Annotated in this window: 19 protein-coding genes; 16 read left to right on the top strand and 3 right to left on the bottom strand. The window is 64.4% G+C overall.

Features of this window, described 5'->3' with window-relative positions:
- Positions 1-17 precede the first annotated feature (17 nt).
- Positions 18-2582 (bottom strand): ATP-dependent helicase HrpB, encoded by a 2565-nt coding sequence (hrpB, locus tag AC1DYJ_RS00790; protein WP_477425904.1) that lies wholly within the window; start codon positions 2580-2582, stop codon positions 18-20.
- Between the two features lie 187 nt (positions 2583-2769).
- Entirely contained in the window at positions 2770-3660 is an 891-nt protein-coding gene (locus AC1DYJ_RS00785; RefSeq protein WP_477279112.1) for a DMT family transporter, read from the bottom strand.
- 25 nt (positions 3661-3685) lie between these two features.
- On the opposite strand from AC1DYJ_RS00785, the gene AC1DYJ_RS00780 reads away from it, so the two are divergent.
- The 14 genes from AC1DYJ_RS00780 (at position 3686) to dhaK (ending at position 16397) form a co-directional block, all read left to right on the top strand.
- The gene (locus tag AC1DYJ_RS00780) at positions 3686-4384 is read left to right on the top strand and encodes a PIG-L deacetylase family protein (protein ID WP_477279110.1); all 699 of its coding nucleotides are present in this window, start codon (positions 3686-3688) and stop codon (positions 4382-4384) included.
- Between the two features lie 234 nt (positions 4385-4618).
- A complete protein-coding gene (locus AC1DYJ_RS00775) occupies positions 4619-5950 on the top strand; it encodes an ABC transporter substrate-binding protein (RefSeq protein ID WP_477279108.1) in 1332 nt (443 codons plus the stop codon).
- A gap of 116 nt (positions 5951-6066) precedes the next feature.
- Positions 6067-7014, top strand: coding sequence for a carbohydrate ABC transporter permease (locus AC1DYJ_RS00770; RefSeq protein WP_031198535.1), 948 nt, complete (start codon positions 6067-6069; stop codon positions 7012-7014).
- Positions 7011-7961, top strand: coding sequence for a carbohydrate ABC transporter permease (locus tag AC1DYJ_RS00765; protein WP_112560588.1), 951 nt, complete (start codon positions 7011-7013; stop codon positions 7959-7961). The genes AC1DYJ_RS00770 and AC1DYJ_RS00765 overlap by 4 nt, the downstream gene beginning before the upstream one ends.
- Positions 7958-8164, top strand: coding sequence for a hypothetical protein (locus AC1DYJ_RS00760; RefSeq protein ID WP_112560587.1), 207 nt, complete (start codon positions 7958-7960; stop codon positions 8162-8164). Before AC1DYJ_RS00765 ends, AC1DYJ_RS00760 begins: the two co-directional genes overlap by 4 nt.
- Before the next feature lie 2 nt (positions 8165-8166).
- Positions 8167-9279: an ABC transporter ATP-binding protein gene (locus AC1DYJ_RS00755; RefSeq protein ID WP_477279106.1), complete on the top strand. Its 1113-nt coding sequence runs from the start codon at positions 8167-8169 to the stop codon at positions 9277-9279.
- On the top strand, positions 9272-10285 hold the full coding sequence (locus AC1DYJ_RS00750; RefSeq protein WP_477279104.1) for an ABC transporter ATP-binding protein: 1014 nt from the start codon (positions 9272-9274) through the stop codon (positions 10283-10285). Before AC1DYJ_RS00755 ends, AC1DYJ_RS00750 begins: the two co-directional genes overlap by 8 nt.
- 64 nt (positions 10286-10349) lie before the next feature.
- The gene (locus tag AC1DYJ_RS00745) at positions 10350-11993 is read left to right on the top strand and encodes a dihydroxyacetone kinase subunit DhaK (protein ID WP_477279102.1); all 1644 of its coding nucleotides are present in this window, start codon (positions 10350-10352) and stop codon (positions 11991-11993) included.
- Positions 11994-12063: 70 nt separating this feature from the next.
- Positions 12064-12666, top strand: coding sequence for a dihydroxyacetone kinase subunit DhaL (dhaL, locus tag AC1DYJ_RS00740; RefSeq protein WP_477279100.1), 603 nt, complete (start codon positions 12064-12066; stop codon positions 12664-12666).
- Complete coding sequence (gene dhaM, locus AC1DYJ_RS00735; RefSeq protein WP_142867578.1) at positions 12663-13052, top strand: dihydroxyacetone kinase phosphoryl donor subunit DhaM; 390 nt, start codon at positions 12663-12665, stop codon at positions 13050-13052. Before dhaL ends, dhaM begins: the two co-directional genes overlap by 4 nt.
- A gap of 22 nt (positions 13053-13074) precedes the next feature.
- The gene (locus AC1DYJ_RS00730; RefSeq protein WP_477279098.1) at positions 13075-13377 is read left to right on the top strand and encodes an HPr family phosphocarrier protein; all 303 of its coding nucleotides are present in this window, start codon (positions 13075-13077) and stop codon (positions 13375-13377) included.
- On the top strand, positions 13361-14947 hold the full coding sequence (ptsP, locus tag AC1DYJ_RS00725; RefSeq protein WP_477279096.1) for a phosphoenolpyruvate--protein phosphotransferase: 1587 nt from the start codon (positions 13361-13363) through the stop codon (positions 14945-14947). Before AC1DYJ_RS00730 ends, ptsP begins: the two co-directional genes overlap by 17 nt.
- An 11-nt stretch (positions 14948-14958) precedes the next feature.
- Positions 14959-15384 (top strand): hypothetical protein, encoded by a 426-nt coding sequence (locus AC1DYJ_RS00720; protein ID WP_477279094.1) that lies wholly within the window; start codon positions 14959-14961, stop codon positions 15382-15384.
- Between the two features lie 26 nt (positions 15385-15410).
- Entirely contained in the window at positions 15411-16397 is a 987-nt protein-coding gene (dhaK, locus tag AC1DYJ_RS00715) for a dihydroxyacetone kinase subunit DhaK (RefSeq protein WP_477279092.1), read from the top strand.
- A gap of 134 nt (positions 16398-16531) precedes the next feature.
- Here the strand turns inward: dhaK and AC1DYJ_RS00710 are convergent, their stop codons facing one another.
- Positions 16532-16636, bottom strand: a complete 105-nt coding sequence (locus AC1DYJ_RS00710; protein ID WP_477279090.1) for a lasso RiPP family leader peptide-containing protein — start codon at positions 16634-16636, stop codon at positions 16532-16534.
- A 423-nt stretch (positions 16637-17059) separates the two neighbouring features.
- On the opposite strand from AC1DYJ_RS00710, the gene AC1DYJ_RS00705 reads away from it, so the two are divergent.
- Together AC1DYJ_RS00705 and AC1DYJ_RS00700 are read left to right on the top strand one after the other, a co-directional pair.
- The gene (locus AC1DYJ_RS00705; protein ID WP_477279088.1) at positions 17060-18085 is read left to right on the top strand and encodes a nucleotidyltransferase family protein; all 1026 of its coding nucleotides are present in this window, start codon (positions 17060-17062) and stop codon (positions 18083-18085) included.
- Positions 18075-19082, top strand: a complete 1008-nt coding sequence (locus tag AC1DYJ_RS00700; RefSeq protein WP_477425902.1) for a formyltransferase family protein — start codon at positions 18075-18077, stop codon at positions 19080-19082. The genes AC1DYJ_RS00705 and AC1DYJ_RS00700 overlap by 11 nt, the downstream gene beginning before the upstream one ends.
- The last annotated feature ends 75 nt before the right edge of the window (positions 19083-19157 follow it).

Here is a 19157-nt window from a genome sequence, read left to right as displayed (position 1 = left end):
CCGGGAAAGGACGAGCGCTAGGTCCCTCGCGGTTTGGCGCGGGCCGTGGCAGTGGCGAGCAGCGGATTTTCCGGCCAGACATGGCGGGGATAGCGGCCGCGCATGTCGGTGCGCACATCGGCCCAGGAGCCGCGCCAGAAGCCGGGCAGGTCGCGCGTCGTCTGGATCGGCCGATGCGCCGGCGACAACAGCTCCAGCGTCAACGGCACGGTGCCGTTGGCGATGGCGGGATGGCGGTCAAGACCGAACAGCTCCTGCACGCGCACCGCCAGCACCGGCCATTCCCCATCATAGCGGATCGGCACGTGGCTGCCGGACGGCGCATCGAAATGGGTCGGCGCCAGTGTGCCGATCTTGCGCTGCAATTCATGCGGCACCAGCGCCATCAGGCCTGACGACAGCGCGCCCGGGTCGATCGCGGCGAAGGACGCCTTGCCGGTGAGGAAGGGCAGCAGCCAGTCGTCGAGGCGTTCGATGAGAGCCGCGTCCGAAACATCGGGCCAGGGGGCGCCGAGGCCGCGATGCAGCCAGCCAAGGCGCTGGCGCAGCGTCTCCCCCTCCTTGCCCCACTCCAGCAGAGAGAGCCCGTGTTCGCGCAAGGCATCCAGGATGGCGCGGTCGGCGTCAGTGCCGGAGGGTGCGGGCAGCATGCGCTCGGACAAAGTGATGGCGCCGAGCCTGGCGGTCTCACGCACGCGAACCGCGCGCCGCTCGCGGTCGAAGCTCGTCTCGCGGCGGGTCTCGATCCTGTCGGATAGGGCGGCGCGGATGTCGGCCTCGTCGACGGCCGCCGCCGCCGTGATGCGGGCGTTCTGCGCCTTGCCCTGCAGATCGGCGACGACCAGCCAGGCCTCGCCGGCCAGCGGATCGGCGGCGTCCACCATGGCACCGGAGCCGTTGGCGAGCACGAAACGCCCGCGCTCGCCGCGCGCTTTGGCGACGCGGTCCGGCCAGGCGTGGATGAGGAGTGCGCCACCCTCCCCCTTGTGGGGAGGGTCGGMGAGCGCGCCTTGCGCAGCAAGGCGAGGGAGACGGGGTGGGGGTGGCGCGCTCGGCCTACCCCCACCCCGCTCCGCTTCGCGGATCGACCCTCCCTGGGAGGGTGAAGAGGCCTGTTTCGCCAGCCGCTCTGCCAACTGCCTCGCCGCAATGGCGCGCGGCGATTTCTCGCTGCGAAAGCGCATCAGCCGGCGTTCGAGGTCGGCGCCGTCGCCGCCGAGACCACGCTCGGTGAGCAGCACGGCCAGCATCGCCGCCTCCAGTGCGTGGCCGCCGTGCGCGGCTTCGGCGACCATGTGCGCCAGCCGCACCGGCAGCGCCAGCTTGCGCATCGCGCCACCCTGCTCCGTCAGCCGGCCGGCTTCATCAATGGCGTGCAGTGCGCCGAGCAGCGTCCGCGCCTCGTTGAGTGCCGGCGTAGGTGGCGGATCGAGGAAGGACAGGCTCACCGGATCGGCGACACCGAAAGCGGCGCAATCGAGCAGCAGGCTGGAGAGATCAGCCTCGAGTATCTCGGGCGGCGTGAAGGCGGGCAAAGCCGCCGTCTGCTCGGCCCGCCACAGCCGGATGGCGACACCTGGCTGCGTACGCCCGGCGCGCCCAGCGCGTTGGTCGGCCGATGCCCTGGAAACCCGCACCGTCTCCAGCCGGGTCAGGCCGCTTGCCGGCTCATAGCGCGGCAGCCGCGACAGGCCGGAATCGATGACGACGCGCACGCCGTCGATGGTGATCGAAGTCTCGGCGATCGAGGTCGCCAGCACCACCTTGCGGCGACCCGTCGGCGCCGGTTTGATGGCGGCGTCCTGCGCCCTGTTGTCGAGCTGGCCGTAGAGCGGCACGATGTCGGTGTCGGCGCCGAGGCGGTCCTGCAGCCGCTCGGCGGTGCGCTCGATCTCGCGCTGACCGGGCAGGAAGGCGAGCACGCTGCCGCTCTCGTCGACCAGCGCCGAACGGATCGCCTTGGCCATGGCGTCTTCGACGGGAACGCCAGCCGGCCGCTCGTCGTAACGGACATCGACGGGAAAGGCGCGGCCCTCGCTTTCGATCACCGGCGCGCCGGACAGGAGCTTGGCCACGCGCGCGCCGTCGAGCGTCGCCGACATGACCAGCAAGCGCAGGTCGGGCCGCAGCGCCCCTTGCACATCGAGCGCCAGCGCGAGGCCGAAATCGCCGTCCAGCGAGCGCTCGTGAAATTCGTCGAAGATCACCGCCGAGACGCCGGGCAGCTCCGGATCGTCGAGGATCATACGCGCCAGAACGCCTTCGGTGACGACCAGGATTCTTGTCCGCACCGACATGCGGTTCTCCATGCGCATGGCATAGCCGACGGTGGCGCCGGGCTCTTCGCCGAGCAATTCGGCCATGCGGCGGGCAGCGGCGCGGGCGGCGAGCCGGCGCGGTTCGAGCAGGATGATCTTGCCTGTAGCCAGCCAAGGCGCATCGAGCAGCGCCAGCGGCACCAGCGTCGTCTTGCCGGCGCCGGGCGGCGCCACCAGCACTGCGCTGTTGCCGGCGCCGAGCGCCTCGCTCAGCGCCGGCAGTACGGCGGACACCGGAAGCTCCGGCAAGGGTCTTGTCGTCATCGCGTCCGCATATCAGCGGTCACCGTAACCGTGCAACCGGCTCAGAGACCGTTTGGAAATTCTACTCCGGCGGCCATCTGATGGCGTTTTCTGCGCTTCCGGTGCTCACGGACCCAAATGTCCGCTCCGCTCCGGTTCTCGAAACCACCACCATATGACCCGCCGCAGCGAATTTCGAAACGGTCTCTCACAGTCTTGTCCGCGCAAGCGGATTCCAGCGCACCGTACCCAACCGCACTTCCTCGCGCACCATGGTGAGCAGGCCGGAAGCGCCAACGACGGCGAGGCCGACCAGGGACAGCCAGTCGGGATATTCCTGGAAGAACAGCGCGCCGAGGATCACTGCCCAGACGATCTGCGAATAATGTGTCGGGGCGATGCGGTTGGCGGGCGCGTATTTGGCGGCCAGCAGCTGCAGCAACTGTCCGCAAGCGGCGAACGCGCCGGCCATCACCAGCCACAGCAGCTGCATCGCGTTGGGAAGGGTAAACGATGTGGCGGCGACGCCTATGCCGTTGAACACCAGGCCATACCCAACCAGCACGCCCAGCATGGTGGTGCGCTTTTCCTGCTGCGCCAGCGATCGGGTCAGGATGATGTTGGAGGCGGCCAGGAAGGCAACGGCGAAGGCGGCGAGGTGGCCGAGATGCAACTCGCGAAAACCCGGCCGCACCACCAGCATGACGCCGGCAAAGCCGGCAACCACCGCCAGCCAGCGCCATGGGCCGACCTTTTCCTTGAGCACCAGCGTCGAGAGAATGGTGACGCAGAGCGGCGCCAGGAAGACCAGTGCGTAGACTTCAGCCAGCGGAATGGTGGTGAAGGCATAGACGCTGAGCAAGCCCGATGCCATGCCGGCCCAGGCGCGGGCGTGCACCGCCCATGGCCGCTTGGTGCGCCAGAAACCATGCCAGCGCTCATCGGCCGGCCGGCTGAAAAACAGGAAGCCGCCGGCAAACAGCGTCACGAAGAAGGCGATCTCGAAGACGGTGAACTGTGCGCCAAGGCTCTTGATAACGGCGTCGCTGCACGAATAGCTTGCGTAGGCGATGAGAGCGAGCAGGATTCCGTTCGTCACGTGTTTCCATTCCGGGGAGAGTTAAGTGAAGGTATTGGCGCTCGGCGCGCATCCGGACGACATCGAGATATTAATGTTCGGTACGCTGGCCGCCTATGCGGCGCAAGGCGCAGAACTCACTTTTGCCATAGCCACGGATGGCGCCAGGGGCGGCAAGGGCGACCCCAACGTTCTGGCGCGTGTCCGGCGCGAGGAAGCGGCGGCCGCCGCGGCCTTGCTCGGCGCGACGCTTCACTTTCTCGACTTTCCCGACGGCGAACTGGTGGCCGATGCCGCGCTGATTGCTTCGCTTAAAGCGCTGATCCGCGAGACTGCAGCGGATCTGGTGATCACGCATGCGCCCAACGACTATCACGCTGACCACCGCGCGTTGTCGGACGGGGTGCGCATCGCAGCATCCTTCGCCGTGCCGATGCTGCATGCCGACACAATGGGCGGCACCGGATTTTCGCCGACGCACTATGTCGACATATCCGCCTACCGAGATGTCAAAACACAGGCGATCCGCGCGCATCGCTCGCAGCGGCCGGAACAATATGTCGACAGGGCGCGCGTGCAGAATGAATTTCGCGCCGGGCAATGCAACAGCACGCCCGGTTCCCTGGCCGAGGCTTTCCGCTTCGAGCCTACATTTCCCTTTGCCGATATTCGCGCCTTGCTGCCGCCCGCGCCGCCTGTACGGCCGGTGACGCCACAGACCAACGTTGTAGTCGACGCCGGCTAAGCAACTTCCGGGCGAGCCGCCCGGCAATCATTTCCCAACGATTTCAATGCCCGTTTCGCCATGCTGCGGCGCAGCAACGATTTCGCTTGCCTTGTTTAGTAAAAATTGCATCACTAAACAAATTACTAAACATCTGCGGCGCACCGCGCCGCCATGTTTGGGCCCTCGGAGGAGCGAGGGTTGAGGGGCTCTTGAAACCGCCATCCGGGCGCGTTTCGCAAATGGGAGGAAGGCATGAAATCGAGCTTGAAACTGGCGTTGGGACTGGCCTCGGCGATTACCGCGTCGACAGCCGTCTCGAACGTTGCGCACGCTGAAGACCTGACGCTGTGCTGGGCCGCCTGGGACCCGGCCAACGCACTTGTCGAACTGTCCAAGGACTTTACCAAGGAAACCGGCATCGGCATGAAATTCGAGTTCGTGCCGTGGACCAACTATGCCGACCGCTTCCTCAACGAGCTCAACTCGCACGGCAAGCTCTGCGACCTGATCATCGGCGACAGCCAGTGGATCGGCGGCTCCGCAGAGAACGGTCACTACGTCAAGCTGAACGACTTCTTCGACAAGGAGAAGATCAGCATGGACGACTTCGTGCCGGCAACCGTCGTCGGCTATTCCGAATGGCCGAAGAACACGCCGAACTACTGGGCGCTGCCGGCCATGGGCGACGTCGTCGGCTGGACCTACCGCAAGGACTGGTTCTCCAAGCCGGAACTGCAGAAGGAATTCAAGGAAAAGTACGGCTGGGATCTCGGCCCGCCGACCACCTTCGACCAGCTGAAGCAGATCGCCGAATTCTTCCAGAAGCGCGAGATCGACGGCAAGACCGTCTATGGCGCCTCAATCTACACCGAGCGCGGCTCGGAAGGCATCACCATGGGCGCCATGGACGTGCTCTACAGCTTCGGCTTCCAGTATGAAAACCCGAAGAAGCCCTACGAAATGGAAGGCTACGTCAACTCCGAGAAATCGGTGAAGGGTCTGGAGTTCTACAAGGCGCTCTATGATTGCTGCACCCCGCCCGGCGCATCGAACAGCTACATGGGCGAAGGCGTCGATGCCTTCAAATCCGGCCAGGTGGCGATGCATATGAACTTCGCCTTCACCTGGCCCGGCCTGCAGAAGGACGAGAATGTCGGCGGCGACAAGATCGGCTACTTCGTCAATCCCAAGGGTCCGGACGGCGAGCAGTTCGCCCAGCTCGGCGGCCAGGGCATTTCGGTGGTTTCCTATTCCGACAAGCAGGAATCGGCGCTGAAATACATCAAGTGGTTCGCCAACAAGGATGTCCAGGCCAAGTGGTGGTCGCTCGGCGGCTACTCCTGCCTGAACGCGGTGGTTAAGGATCCGGCCTTCCCGGCCAGCCAGCCCTACGCGCAGACCTTCCTCGACTCGATGGCGATCGTGAAGGATTTCTGGGCCGAGCCGAGCTACGCACCGCTGCTGCAGGCGTCGCAGAAGCGCTTCCACGACTATGTCGTCGCCGGTCAGGGTTCGGCCAAGGATGCGCTTGACGGCCTGGTCAAGGACTGGACGCAAGTGTTCCAGGACGACGGCAAGATGTAACCGGATCCACGGCTCCTCCCGAGCGTGACCGACGCGTCCCGTGCCGCCCTTGGCACGGGACGCAGTTCAGATAAATTCCAATGTCGAGACTTGAAGTGACCGAAGCAGGACTCACCATGCTCAATCGGACTGCGGAGAACGTTGCCCGGGCGACCCCGGAGCCGTTGGCCCGCAAGGTCCGGGGCATCAGCGACAAGGGCCTCGCCTGGCTGTTCATCTCGCCGACGATCCTTTTGCTGCTCGCCATCAATATCTTCCCGCTGTTCTGGGCGATCTATCTGTCCTTCACCAACTTCCGCGCCAACCGGCCGAACGAGGTGGTGAAGAACCTCGGCTTTGCCAACTACCAGCGCATCCTCGGCGACCAGGACATCTGGATCGCCATGCAGACGACGGCGCATTTTGTGTTCTGGACCATCCTGTTGCAGACGCTGATCGGCTTCACGCTGGCCTGGCTGATCGACCGCAAATTCCGCGGCCACGCCTTCTGGACGACCATCATCCTGGTGCCGATGATGCTGTCGCCGGCGGTGGTCGGCAATTTCTGGCGCTTCCTCTACGAGCCGCAGATCGGCCTGTTCGCCTACGCCATCTCATTCGTCACCCGCATCCCGCCGACCGACATCCAGATGCTGTCCAACGTGTCGCTGGCGCCGTGGTCGATCATCATCGTCGACACCTGGATGTGGACGCCCTACGTGATGCTGATCTGCCTCGCCGGGCTGCGCTCCATCCCCGAATACATCTATGAGGCGGCCGAGGTCGACCGCGCCTCCAACTGGCGGCAGTTCTGGTCGATCACACTGCCGATGGCGCTGCCGTTCATCATGCTGGCGGTGCTGTTTCGCGGCATCGAGAACTTCAAGATGTTCGACATGGTCAATCTGTTGACCGGCGGTGGTCCCGGCTCGACCACAGAGGTCGCCTCGATCACGCTGAAACGGCAGGCTTTCGAGAGCTGGCGCACCGGCTATTCCTCGGCTTTCGCCATCATCCTGTTCGTGGCGGTGTTTGGCCTCGCCAACATCTACGTCAAGGCGCTCAACAAGGTGAAGCAGAGATGAGCCTGACCACCGCCCATTCCGTCGTTGCCCCTTCGGGGACAGCAAAAGGCATCGCCGGCACGATCATCGTCGCCTACGCGCTGATCTCGATCGTGCCGCTGCTGTGGATTTTTGCCACCAGCTTCAAGACGCCGCCGGATTCGATCGCCTATCCGCCAAAAATCGTCTTCCAGCCCAGCATCGAAGGCTACTGCAACCTGTTCACGACAAGGACGCGGCAGACGCCGGAATACATCAACTCGCTGGGGCCGGCGACCGGCTTCTGCGACGAGACGGTGCGCAAGCGCAACATGGTGATTGCCGGCCCGTCCAACTTCCTGCCGCGCTTCGTCAACTCGCTGATCATCGCCTTCGGCTCGACCTTCTGCGCCGTCTTTCTCGGCACGCTGTCGGCCTACGGTTTCTCGCGCTTCAAGGTGCCGCTGGCGGATGACCTGCTGTTTTTCATCCTGTCGACGCGCTTCATGCCGCCGATTGCGGTCGCGATTCCCATCTACCTGATGTACCGCGAGCTCGGCCTTTCCGACACCGCGCTCGGCATGATCCTGCTCTACACGGCGGTCAACGTGTCGCTGGCAGTGTGGCTCTTGAAAGGCTTCATCGACGAGATCCCGCGTGAATACGAGGAAGCGGCGATGATCGACGGCTATACCAGGCTGCAAGCCTTCTGGCGCACCGTGCTGCCGCAGGCGACTACCGGCATCGCCGCCACCGCCATCTTCTGCCTGATCTTCGCCTGGAACGAATATGCTTTCGCGGCGCTCTTGACCTCGGGCACAGCACAGACGGCTCCGCCCTTCATCCCCACCATCATCGGTGAAGGCGGCCAGGACTGGCCGGCAGTGGCGGCGGGCACGACGATCTTCCTGGTGCCGATCCTCGTCTTCACCATCCTGCTCCGCAAACAATTGCTGCGCGGCATCACCTTCGGCGCGGTGCGCAAATGAGCCTGACCCAGCCCACGAAACGCAAATCGCGCTGGCCGCGCTGGGCTCGCCGCGGCCTGTTGGAAAACATCGCGACGGCGATCATCGCCATCGGCTTCCTGATGCTGTTCCAGCCCTTCGCGCTGGCGCTCTACACCTACTCCTTCATCACCATGCTTGCCGGCACGGTGATGTTCATCATCGTCTCGAAATTCCCGGAATAGTCATGGCCGAAATCCGCGTCCAGAACCTGAGAAAGGCCTTCGGCGATTTCGTCGCGGTGCAGGATTCGAGCTTCGTCGTCGAGGATGGTGAGTTCTTCGTCATGCTTGGTCCGTCGGGCTGCGGCAAGACGACGACGTTGCGCATGATCGCCGGGCTCGAACTGCCGACCGGCGGCCAGATCCTGCTCGGCGGCGAGGACGTCACCATGCGGCGGGCACGGGAACGCGACATCGCCTTCGTGTTCCAGCTGTTTGCGCTGTATCCGCACATGAATGTGCGCAAGAACATCGGCTTCCCGCTGTTGGCGCAAGGCATGCCCTCGGCTGAAATCCGGCAACGCGTCGAAGAGACGGCGAAGCTTTTGCGCATCGACCATCTGCTCAACAAATCGGTCTCGGGGCTCGCCGGTGGCGACCGCCAGCGCGTGGCGCTTGGCCGCGCCATCGTGCGGCGGCCCAAATGCTTTTTGATGGATGAGCCGCTGGGAACGCTCGATACGGAATTCCGCGACCTGATGGTGCATGAGCTGCGTGAGCTGCACAACCGCATCCGTGCCACCACCGTCTATGTCACGCACGACCAGATGGAAGCGATGTCGATGGCCGACAAGATCGCTGTCATGAACCATGGCGTCATCGAACAGTTCGGCAGCCCACGTGAAATCTACGACCGCCCGGCGACCATGTTCGTCGCCGACTTCATCGGCTCGCCGCCGATGAATTTTCTGGGCTTTGGCGGCGGACTGGCCAAGGGGGCGAAGGAGATCGTCGTCCAGGGCGCGAAGGTGGCGGTGCCGGAGGTACGCGAGGACATCGCACCCGCCGACATGGCGCTCGGCATAAGGCCGGAACATATCCGCTTCGATGACGCGTCAAAGCTGCGCGGTGCGATCTACGGCACCGAATATCTCGGCACCACGCAGATCGTCGCGGTGGAAACAGCGGACGGCATCATCAAGGCGCGGGTGCCGGCCGAAATCCGGCTCGCCGCCGGCGATCATGTCGGCCTGACCCTGAACAGCGCGCGGCTGTCACTGTTCGACAAGGGATCGGGCCGCGCCGTGCGCACCGCGATCCACGATACGGCCTCTCAAGGGAGAGCGCAGCATGGCTGACATACACATCAAAGGCGTGACCAAGAGCTTTGGCGACCATGCCGCCGTCAGCAATCTCGACCTCCAGATCAAGGATGGCGAGTTCGTCGTGCTGCTTGGTCCCACCGGTGCCGGGAAGACGACCACGCTGCGGTTGATCGCCGGGCTGGAGCAGCCCGACAGCGGCACGATCCATATTGGCGGCCACAATGCGACGATGCTGTCGCCGGCCGAGCGGGACACTGCCTTCGTGTTCCAGCAATATTCGCTCTATCCGCATCTGTCGGTCTACGACAACCTCGCCTTTCCGCTGCGCTCGCCGGCGCGGAAAATACCGGAAGACCAGATTCGCCGCCGCGTCGAAGAAGTGGCGAAAATGGTGCGCATCCATCACAAGCTGAACAACCGCTCGACCAAGCTTTCCGGCGGTGAAATGCAGCGTGTCGCCATCGGCCGGGCGCTGGTGCGCAAGCCGTCGATCTATCTGATGGACGAACCGCTGTCGTCGCTGGACGCCAAGCTGCGCGCCGATCTCAGGCTCGAGCTGAAACGCATCCAGGCCGAACTCGGCGCCACCATGCTCTACGTCACCCATGACCAGATCGAGGCGATGACCATGGCCGACCGCATCGGCATTCTTGCCGATGGCGTGCTGGTGCAGATCGGCACGCCGCGTACGATCTATTCGGAGCCGGCAAACCTTCACGTCGCGGCGCGGCTCGGCCAGCCGGCGATCAATCTTCTACCGGCGGGACTGCTGCCCGATGGCGGCGCTCCGACCGGCACCAAGACGATCGGCGCACGCACCGAACACCTGTCGATCGAGAAAGCGAAAAACGGCCACGCCGACGGCGTCGTCGACTGGGTCGAGCATCTCGGCGACCAGAACCATCTGCATGTGACGGTCGGCCCGAAGAAGCTGGTGACGCTGACCGACCCCGATACGGATCTGGCGCAAGGCGACAAAGTGGTGATCCGCTACCGCTCGCCGCTCTATTTCGGCGCCGATGGGCAAAGGTTGATGTGAGGTTTTCGGTGTCTCGCCAAGGGTGTGGCACCGGCTTCCGATTGACGAATACAGGACGAATTCGATGAAGCACTTTTTCAACCGCAGGGAAACGATCGTCACCGAGGCGCTGGACGGCCTGTTGCGGACCATCGGTTCGGGGGATCTGGCGCGCCTCGATGGTTATCCCGAGATCAAGGTCGTGCTGCGCGCCGACTGGGACAAGGCAAAAGTTGCAGTCATCTCCGGCGGCGGCGCCGGACACGAACCCTCGCATGCCGGCTTCGTCGGCAAGGGCATGCTGACGGCGGCGGTTTCCGGCGAGATCTTCGCCTCGCCGAGCGTCGAGGCGGTGCTGGCGGCGATCCGCGCGGTGACTGGCCCGGCCGGCTGCCTGCTGATCGTCAAGAACTACACCGGCGACCGGCTCAATTTCGGCCTGGCGGCCGAAAAGGCGCGCGCCGAGGGGTTTCGTGTCGAGATGGCGATCGTCGCCGACGACATCGCTTTGCCGGATATCAACCAGCCACGCGGCGTTGCGGGCACCTTGTTCGTGCACAAGATCGCAGGCCATCTCTCAGAGACGGGAAGCGATCTGACAGCGATCGCGACGGCGGCGCGCGCGGCGGCGAAGGACATCATTTCGCTCGGCATGTCGCTGTCGTCCTGCTCCATCCCTGGCCAGCCGCATGAAGAGCGGTTCGGCGAAAACGACGGCGAGCTCGGCCTCGGCATCCATGGCGAGCCGGGCGTCGAGCGGATCGCGGTGCAAAGCGCCGACAAGCTCGTGGCGATCATGGCGGAGCGGTTGGCAGCACGGCTCGACCCGACGGCCAGCCACGCGCTGCTGATCAACAATCTCGGTTCCGTGCCGCCGCTGGAAATGTCGCTTGTCGCCAATGCTGTGCTGACCTCGCCGCTGGCCAAAACCGTCAAGCTGGCGATCGGCCCCGGCCCGCTGATGACGGCGCTCAACATGAACGGTTTTTCGCTGTCGCTGATCAAGCTCGATGCGGCGCGCGAAGCCGCCCTGCTGGCGCCGGTCGGCCCGCACGCCTGGATGCCGGCAAAGCCGGTTGCAGCGCCGGCCATCGTGCCGATGGCGAAAGCGGCCGGAAAGAGCGCAGCCCAAAAAGCCAGCCAGGACGCCGGCACCAGGCGTTTGATCGTCACGATCTGCGAACGGCTGATTGCGCTCGAAGAGACATTGAACGGGCTGGATGCCAAGGCGGGCGATGGCGATACCGGCTCGACGGTGGCGACCGGCGCGCGCAGCGTATTGGAAAAGCTCGATGCGCTGCCGCTGGCCGACCCGGCCGCAACGCTTAAGGCAGTGGGCGATCTTCTGGGCGTTGCCATGGGTGGCTCCTCGGGCGTGCTGCTGTCGATCTTCTTCACTGCGGCAGCTCAGGCTTCGAATACTGGGGCGCCCCTTTCCAAGGCGCTGCTTGCCGGGCTTGACCGGATGACCTTCTATGGCGGCGCCAGAGTTGGCGACCGCACCATGGTTGATGCCCTGGAACCGGCGTTGAAAGCCCTCGACGCCAAGGGCCTGGACGCTGCGGCGACAGCAGCCCGGCATGGCGCCGAGGCCACTGCCGCCATGGAGAAGGCGAAAGCCGGACGATCCGCCTATGTCGGCACCAAATTGCAAGGTGTGGTCGACCCCGGTGCGCATGCCGTGGCCGAAGTGTTTGCGGCCGCCGCCGCGCTGTATGCAGCGGCCTGACGGCATGCTTCAGTTGTCGAATGAAATTTCTTTCGATACTGCCGGCAGGACCGAAACCGGGAATTTCGATATGGCGGCGTTTGACCTTGCCAGGCTGATCACAGCCGCAGCGGACAGGATTGCCGCTCACGCCAACGAGTTGACCGCGCTCGACCAGGCGATCGGCGACGGCGACCATGGGCTGAATATGAAGCGTGGCTTCGAGGCGGTGCGGGCCGAAGCCGCGGCATTTTCGGCAAAGCCACTGCCCGAAGCCCTGAAGGGGATCGGCACCAAGCTGGTGATGACGGTGGGGGGCGCTTCTGGACCGCTGTTCGGCACGCTGTTCCTGGCGCTCGGCAAGGAGATTTCGGCAGCGCCCGATCGCGGCGATCTGACGGCTGCCTTCGGCAAGGCTATCGAAGCGGTGGCCGCCCGCGGCAAGTCGCAGGTCGGCCAGAAGACGATGCTCGATGTGCTGCAACCGGTGCATGACGCACTGGCGAAGGGAAAGACAGGTTCCGAGATCGCTGACATCGCTGACCGGGCGGCCGAGGCGACCGTCCCGATGAAGGCTTTGCGTGGCCGCGCCTCGTTCCTTGGCGACCGTTCTATCGGTCACATGGACGCCGGCGGACGCTCGGTCGCGTTGCTGGTGCGGGCGGTCGGCGAAGCGCTTAGAGGTCAGCCATGAGCAATGTCGGCATCGTCATCGTTTCCCATTCGCCGCTGGTCGCCGAAGGCACAGCCGACATGGTGCGCCAGATGGTGGGCGACGAAGTGCCGCTTGCATGGTGCGGCGGAAACGGCCATGGCGGGCTCGGCACCAGCGTCGAGGCGATCATGGGCGCCATCGAAAAGGCCTGGTCGGAGGCCGGTGTCGCCATTCTGGTCGATCTCGGCGGCGCCGAGACCAACTCGGAGATGGCGGTGGAAATGATCGGCGAGCCGCGGGCGCAGAAGATTGTCGTCTGCAACGCGCCGATCGTCGAAGGCGCTGTGATGGCGGCAACCGAGGCGTCCGGCGGCGCCTCGCTGAAGGAAGTGGTGGCGACGGCGCATGAATTGTCGCCGTCGTGAGTGAACGGGAAGTTTGACAAGCATGTCCGCATTTGCCGAGGCCACTGTCCTGATCACCCACGAGGTGGGTCTGCATGCGCGCCCTTCGGTGAAGTTCACCAAGCTTGCCAAGAGCTTTGCCGCCGAGGTGGAAATAGCGCTCGCCGCCAACGGCCCGTGGTTCGACGCCAAGAGCATCGTCAAGGTGATGGCAACCAAGGCGCCGAAAGGCACCATGCTGCATATCAGGGCCAGCGGCGAAGCCGCCACCGAGGCGGTCGGCGCGCTGGCCGAGCTGGTGCGGCGCGATTTCGACGAGGGTGCGGGCCATGCCCGAACCGCTTAGGCTGCAAGGCATTTCGGCTTCGGCCGGCTATGCCGAGGGGCCGCTGTTCAATCTCGACCGCGGCCCTGCGCGCTACGCAGGCAAGGCGACAGCCGGCGAGGAGAAGGCTGCACTGGAAGCAGCCATCGCCAGCGCGACGGACCGGCTCGCGACACTGATCGAAACCGCCGATGACGAGGCCGCCGGCATCCTCGAGTTTCAGCTCGCGATGCTGGAGGATGAGGCGCTGACCGGACCGGCCTTTGCGGCGATCCCGACGGGAATTCCGGCTGACATGGCCTGGCGGCAGGCGCTGGACGCCGAGATCGCCGGCTATGAAACATCGGACCAGGATTATTTCCGCGCCCGCGCCGCCGACATCAGCGACATCAGGGACCGGGTGCTGCGCGCGCTGACCGAGGAGGATGAGAGCACCGCACCGGCCGGCTCCATCCTCTATGGCGAGGACATCGCGCCGACGCGCTTTCTCGAAACCGATTGGAGCGCCGGCGGCGGCATCGCGCTAAGAGCCGGCAGCACCGCCAGCCATGTCGCCATGCTGGCGCGCTCGCGTGGCGTGCCCATGGTGGTGGGGCTTGGCTCTTCGCCGGCTAATCCCAATGGCCTGGCGCTGCTCGATGCCGAGCATGGCGGCATTGTATTGGCACCATCGACGGCCGAGATCGAGGCGTTTCACCGTTCGTCGTCGTCCTTCGCGGCGCGGCGCAGCAATGCGGAAACCTATCTGGCGAAGCCGGCGGTAACCAAGGCCGGAACGGCTGTGCGCGTGCAGGTCAACATCGCCGATCCATCCGAAGTCGACAGCATCGACATTTCGACCTGCGATGGCGTCGGGTTGATGCGCACCGAATTCCTGTTCGGCAAGGCGCCGCCGGACGAGGAAACGCAATACCGCGCTTATCGAAAAGTGCTGGAGTGGGCCGGCGACAAGCCGGTGACTATCCGGACCGTCGATGCCGGCGGCGACAAGCCGGTGCCGGGCTTCACGGTCGAAGAAGGCAACCCGTTCCTCGGCCTGCGCGGCATCAGGCTGTCGCTGGCAAGGCCGGACGTGTTTCGTGTGCAGATTCGGGCGTTGCTGCGCGCCGCCGTGCACGGCAATCTGAAGGTGATGTTTCCAATGATTGCCGTCGTCGAGGAGTACCAACGCGCCGCCGCTCTGTTCGCAGAAGAACAGGCAGGGCTCGCCGCGCGCGGGGTCGCGCACAAAATGCCGCCACTCGGCATCATGGTCGAGGTGCCGTCGGTGGCTATCGCGCCGGAGGCGTTTGCCGATGTCGCGTTCTTCTCGATCGGCTCCAACGATTTGACCCAGTATGTGATGGCCGCCGCCCGTGACAATGCTGCGGTGGCGCATCTCAATTCGGTCCGCCATCCGGCCGTGCTGCGGCTCGTTGCGGAAGTGACCGCGTTCGGCTTGCGCGCGAAAATCCCGGTCAGCCTTTGCGGCGATGCCGGCGGCGACCCCGCGGCGATACCGGCGCTGATCGAGGCCGGCTTGCGCGATCTTTCCGTCGCTCCGGCACAACTTGCCATGGCCAAGGCGGCTATCGCAGATGTTGCGGTCTAGGCGTGGCTGAGATGGTCGACAAGACACCAGAACCCGGCTCCGAGGAGGCGATCCGCGCCTACAAGACGATCCTGTCGCAGGTCATCGACCAGCGCCCGTCGGGCATGCGCCAGCGCCTTGCCGACGCGCTGGGCAAGCATCGCAGCTTCGTGACGCAGATCTCCAGCCCGGCCTATTCGATCCCGATCCCGTCGAAACATTTGCCGGCTATTTTTTCTGTCTGCCACTTCAGCCCGGCCGAGCGCGATCATTTTCTGGCTGCCTATCATCTTGCGCATCCGGGGAAGCTGTCGGTAGCCGCAGGCATGCGCAAGACCCGGCATGTGTCGCTGATCGTGCCGGATTTTGGCGACGACAAGCAGAACGCGGCGCTCGACAGGGCTGTCAATGATTTCATCCAGAAGATCACCAGCATCACCGGTAAAAGCGGGGGCTGAGCGTTTCCTGGCGTTCGGGAGGACACATGAAGAAATTTATGAATTCAGTCGACACGGTGCTGACCGAAAGCCTCGATGGCTTCGTTTCCGCCCATGCCGACATCCTGGTGCTGGGTGACGAGCACAAATTCATCCGCCGCAAGGTGCTGAAGCCGGGGAAGGTGGCGCTGATCTCGGGCGGTGGCTCCGGCCACGAGCCGCTGCATGCCGGCTTTGTCGGCCACGGCATGCTGGACGCCGCCTGCCCCGGCCAGGTGTTTACGTCGCCGACGCCGGACCAGATGCTGGCTGCGGCTGAAGCCGTCGACACCGGCGCCGGCTGCCTGTTCATCGTCAAGAACTATGAAGGCGATGTGATGAATTTCGACATGGCGGCCGAGATGGCCGACGGTATCCTGCAAGTGGTGACGAATGACGACGTCGCGGTCGAAAACTCGTCCTACACGACCGGCCGGCGCGGCGTTGCCGGCACGCTGGTGGTCGAAAAGATCATCGGCGCCGCCGCCGAGCAAGGCATGGCGCTGGCGGATCTCAAGGCGCTCGGCGATCGCGTCAACGGTGCGACGCGCTCAATGGGCGTGGCGCTGACCAGTTGCACCGTGCCGGCGGCCGGCAGGCCGACCTTCGACATTGGCGATGGCGAGATGGAATTCGGCGTCGGCATCCATGGCGAGCCCGGCCGGCGTCGCGACACGCTGAAAAGCGCCGATGTCATCGCCGGGGAAATCTGCGCCGCGATCCTGGGCGATCTCGGCGCCAAGGCGAAGGGCCCCGCCCTGCTGTTCATCAACGGCTTCGGCGGCACGCCGCTGATGGAGCTTTATCTGATGTACAACAGCGCCCGCAAAATCTTCGAAAATAGCGGCGTGACGGTGACCCGCTCGCTGGTCGGTTCCTATGTGACGTCGCTCGACATGGCGGGCTGCTCGATCACGCTGACCATGCTGGATAGCGAAACGACGTCTTTATGGGATGCGCCTGTGCACACCGCTGCGCTGCGTTGGGGGGTCTAGACTAGCCGTCCGTCTATCGTGCCGACGGAGCCGTGTCCGCCGTAACGCTGGACAGTTTGCCCGCCTTGCGCAGCACCGGCGTCTCATATTGTTTCTTGGTCATCTCACCCCCTGCTCCATGACAGCCTTGGCCGTCAGCCCGCCGGACCGATCGGACCGGACGCACCGTTGTCCGCCGTCACGCTGGACAGCTTGCCTGCCTTGCGCAGCACGGGCGCTTCGTATGGCTTCTTGGTCATCGCATTTCCCCCTTTGCCGGCAAGTCCATAGTGGCCCCGATAAGGCCACTGGCTCCGGCTTCAGCAAAACCGAAAGTCGCAGAAGTCTTAGGGCGGCGGAACCTTTGACACCCCGCCGGCCACTTGGCTGGACAATTTTCCCGCCTTGCGCAGCACAGGCGCCTCGTACTTTTTCTTGGTCATTCCAATGCCCTCCAGATTGCAATGCAAAAGAATGGACGGAAACCACCGAAAGTCAATTCATGAGCCGGTTCTGCCACGCCACGCTGGCTTCATGCATGCTTTTCTGCAACATACGCCCTCCCAGAGCAGTTCACTGAAACGGCGAACTGCCCTGGCTTCTTGTTTTGACGCAATTCCGGATGGAAAACCGCTGCACACCTTTCCTGGAATTGCTCGAATGGGCGAACGACTTCCGGATTGATGCTGCCATCTCTTGCGCCTGCCGATGAAAAACTGCTGCTGACCTTCGCCGACCCGGAGGCGCCGGCTGCTATCGGCAATGACGTTGCTGCCAGGACCTTGCTGGCGCTGCTCGCCAATGCCGAGTTCCACGGCGTGCTGCCGATCATGCTGCGCAAGCTCAGGGAAATCGGCGACGCCCAGCTGCCGGCGGACGCCGCCTTGCAGCAAAAATTGTCGGACCTGCGCGACCAGTCGACGCTGGCGACCGGCCAGTCGATGCTGCTGCAGTATCATGGCGACCGCATCATGAAGACATTGGCGGCGAAAGGCGTTCCGGCCCGCATCGTCAAAGGGCCGGTCTTCGCGCGCAAACTTTACCGCCACGCCGCCGACCGGCCTTTCACCGACATCGACATTCTGGTCGAGCCGGCCAGCATCGCCGAGGCCAATGCGGTGATTGCCGGATGCGGCTTCGATCTTTGGAGCGGCGAGGCGCAGTCGCAGGATTTGCAGGAATTCAAATGGCTGGAGAAGGAGAATACCAGCCTGCTGATCGAACTGCACGGCAATCTAGTGCACGATTCCGGCATGCGGCGGCGGCTGTCGCTCGGCTTCCGCGAATTGCAGACCATCGATGGCGGCGAAACAGACACGCCGGCCGCGTTGCTGACCATCGCCATCGTGCATGCCGCGGGCGGGCACAAGTTCCACCGGCTGCAGCTCTGTGTCGACGTGCTCCAGGGCGTGCGCGCGCTTCGGTCATCCGAGGATGAGGTTCGGCTGTTCGAGGCGGCGCGGATGAGCGGCATCGAGCTCGAACTGGCGACGGTCCTCAACGTGACGGGGCGGCTGTTTGATGCACCGCGCGCGATCGAACTGGCCGGGCGCATCAAGCCCGACCTGTCGATACGTCTCGCCAAATGGCTCATCACCGGCGATACGCTGCTCGGCGTCAATTCCAGGGACAAGATGCATTCGCGTCTGCGCCGCGACGCCTTCCGCTGGGTCCAGCGGCTCACCCGATCCAAGCCCTATGCAGCCTGAGCAGGCCGTGGATCCGGAAGCGCCGCTCTCGGCAGTCTTTGTCTGCGAAATATTCTCTCTCACCGCACCGATGCTGGCTGCCTGGGTTGAGAAAGGTCATCGCATCGCTGCAATTGTCGTGCCCGGCCCGCTGCCGGGCAAGCAGTCGAGCTTCAGCACATGGCGGCGGCGCCGGCGCCGCAGGCCAGTCTTAAGGCGCTATCTCGGTCACAGACACCCACCGCTGATCGAGTTCGGTCCGCCCTATGATTGGGCAAAGCTGGGGCATCGGCTGGCTGCGCTCAAGGCCGATCTCCTGATCTGCTTCGGTTTTCGCGGGCTGATCCCGCAGACGGTGCTGACGCTGTTTCCAAAAGGCGGGGTGAACCTGCATCCGGCGCTGCTGCCGCACTATCGCGGGCCGCATCCGATTCACAGGCTGGTCATCGACGGCAACCACGAAATCCACGGCGGAGTGACGCTTCACAGGATGACGGCGGCATTCGACCAGGGCGATATTCTGGCGCAGGTCGCGTTATCCCCAGGGGACTGGCATTCGTCAGCGACGGTCTCAGCCGCTACAGCCGTCGCAATGGCCAGGCTGGTGGCGGACGCCGCACCCGAGCATTGCCGTGGCAGGCTGACCGGCATGCCCCAGCCGAGCGGCGAGTATGTTTGGGCGCAGCTGGGGCGAAACCCGCTGGTTGTTGGCGGCGAATGGTCGAGCGCCCATGTCGCCCGACTATGCCGCATCGTAGGGCCCAGCGTTGCGGTCAACGTGCTGGTAAACGGCAAACCGGTGCGACTGGCGCAACCTATCCTGCGGCCCCGACCCGTGACCGGCAAGGCGCCGATGCACCGATGGGGCGTGGTGGCATTTGATTGCGCGGACGGGCGCGTTGTTCACCTGGCCTACAACCGGCTAAGCCGACTGCTTATGCGACTGCGGCGAAAATCCGGATCCGTGAGCCAGCGAAGGCCGGCGCTTCCGATACGAAAATTTGGATCTGACGACTGAGTGCGCCCTAGAGCGGTTCGGCGCTTCACGGAATCGCTGAACCGCTCTAAGTATTTGTTTTTACGCAATTCCGGG

Source organism: Mesorhizobium sp. P2_B11, from assembly GCF_056404855.1.
Note: the sequence above shows the minus strand (reverse complement) of the source record. Positions and strands in the feature narration are given on the sequence as shown.

Excerpts from the sequence above, each read along its gene's own strand:
- AC1DYJ_RS00775 (WP_477279108.1), top strand. The coding sequence starts at position 4,619 with ATGAAATCGAGCTTGAAACTGGCGTTGGGACTGGCCTCGGCGATTACC.
- AC1DYJ_RS00760 (WP_112560587.1), top strand. The coding sequence starts at position 7,958 with ATGAGCCTGACCCAGCCCACGAAACGCAAATCGCGCTGGCCGCGCTGG.
- dhaM (WP_142867578.1), top strand. The coding sequence starts at position 12,663 with ATGAGCAATGTCGGCATCGTCATCGTTTCCCATTCGCCGCTGGTCGCC.
- AC1DYJ_RS00770 (WP_031198535.1), top strand. The coding sequence starts at position 6,067 with ATGCTCAATCGGACTGCGGAGAACGTTGCCCGGGCGACCCCGGAGCCG.
- AC1DYJ_RS00750 (WP_477279104.1), top strand. The coding sequence starts at position 9,272 with ATGGCTGACATACACATCAAAGGCGTGACCAAGAGCTTTGGCGACCAT.
- AC1DYJ_RS00710 (WP_477279090.1), bottom strand. The coding sequence starts at position 16,636 with ATGACCAAGAAGCCATACGAAGCGCCCGTGCTGCGCAAGGCAGGCAAG.
- AC1DYJ_RS00730 (WP_477279098.1), top strand. The coding sequence starts at position 13,075 with ATGTCCGCATTTGCCGAGGCCACTGTCCTGATCACCCACGAGGTGGGT.
- AC1DYJ_RS00765 (WP_112560588.1), top strand. The coding sequence starts at position 7,011 with ATGAGCCTGACCACCGCCCATTCCGTCGTTGCCCCTTCGGGGACAGCA.
- dhaL (WP_477279100.1), top strand. The coding sequence starts at position 12,064 with ATGGCGGCGTTTGACCTTGCCAGGCTGATCACAGCCGCAGCGGACAGG.
- AC1DYJ_RS00705 (WP_477279088.1), top strand. The coding sequence starts at position 17,060 with ATGCTGCCATCTCTTGCGCCTGCCGATGAAAAACTGCTGCTGACCTTC.
- AC1DYJ_RS00745 (WP_477279102.1), top strand. The coding sequence starts at position 10,350 with ATGAAGCACTTTTTCAACCGCAGGGAAACGATCGTCACCGAGGCGCTG.
- AC1DYJ_RS00720 (WP_477279094.1), top strand. The coding sequence starts at position 14,959 with ATGGTCGACAAGACACCAGAACCCGGCTCCGAGGAGGCGATCCGCGCC.
- ptsP (WP_477279096.1), top strand. The coding sequence starts at position 13,361 with ATGCCCGAACCGCTTAGGCTGCAAGGCATTTCGGCTTCGGCCGGCTAT.
- AC1DYJ_RS00700 (WP_477425902.1), top strand. The coding sequence starts at position 18,075 with ATGCAGCCTGAGCAGGCCGTGGATCCGGAAGCGCCGCTCTCGGCAGTC.
- dhaK (WP_477279092.1), top strand. The coding sequence starts at position 15,411 with ATGAAGAAATTTATGAATTCAGTCGACACGGTGCTGACCGAAAGCCTC.
- AC1DYJ_RS00755 (WP_477279106.1), top strand. The coding sequence starts at position 8,167 with ATGGCCGAAATCCGCGTCCAGAACCTGAGAAAGGCCTTCGGCGATTTC.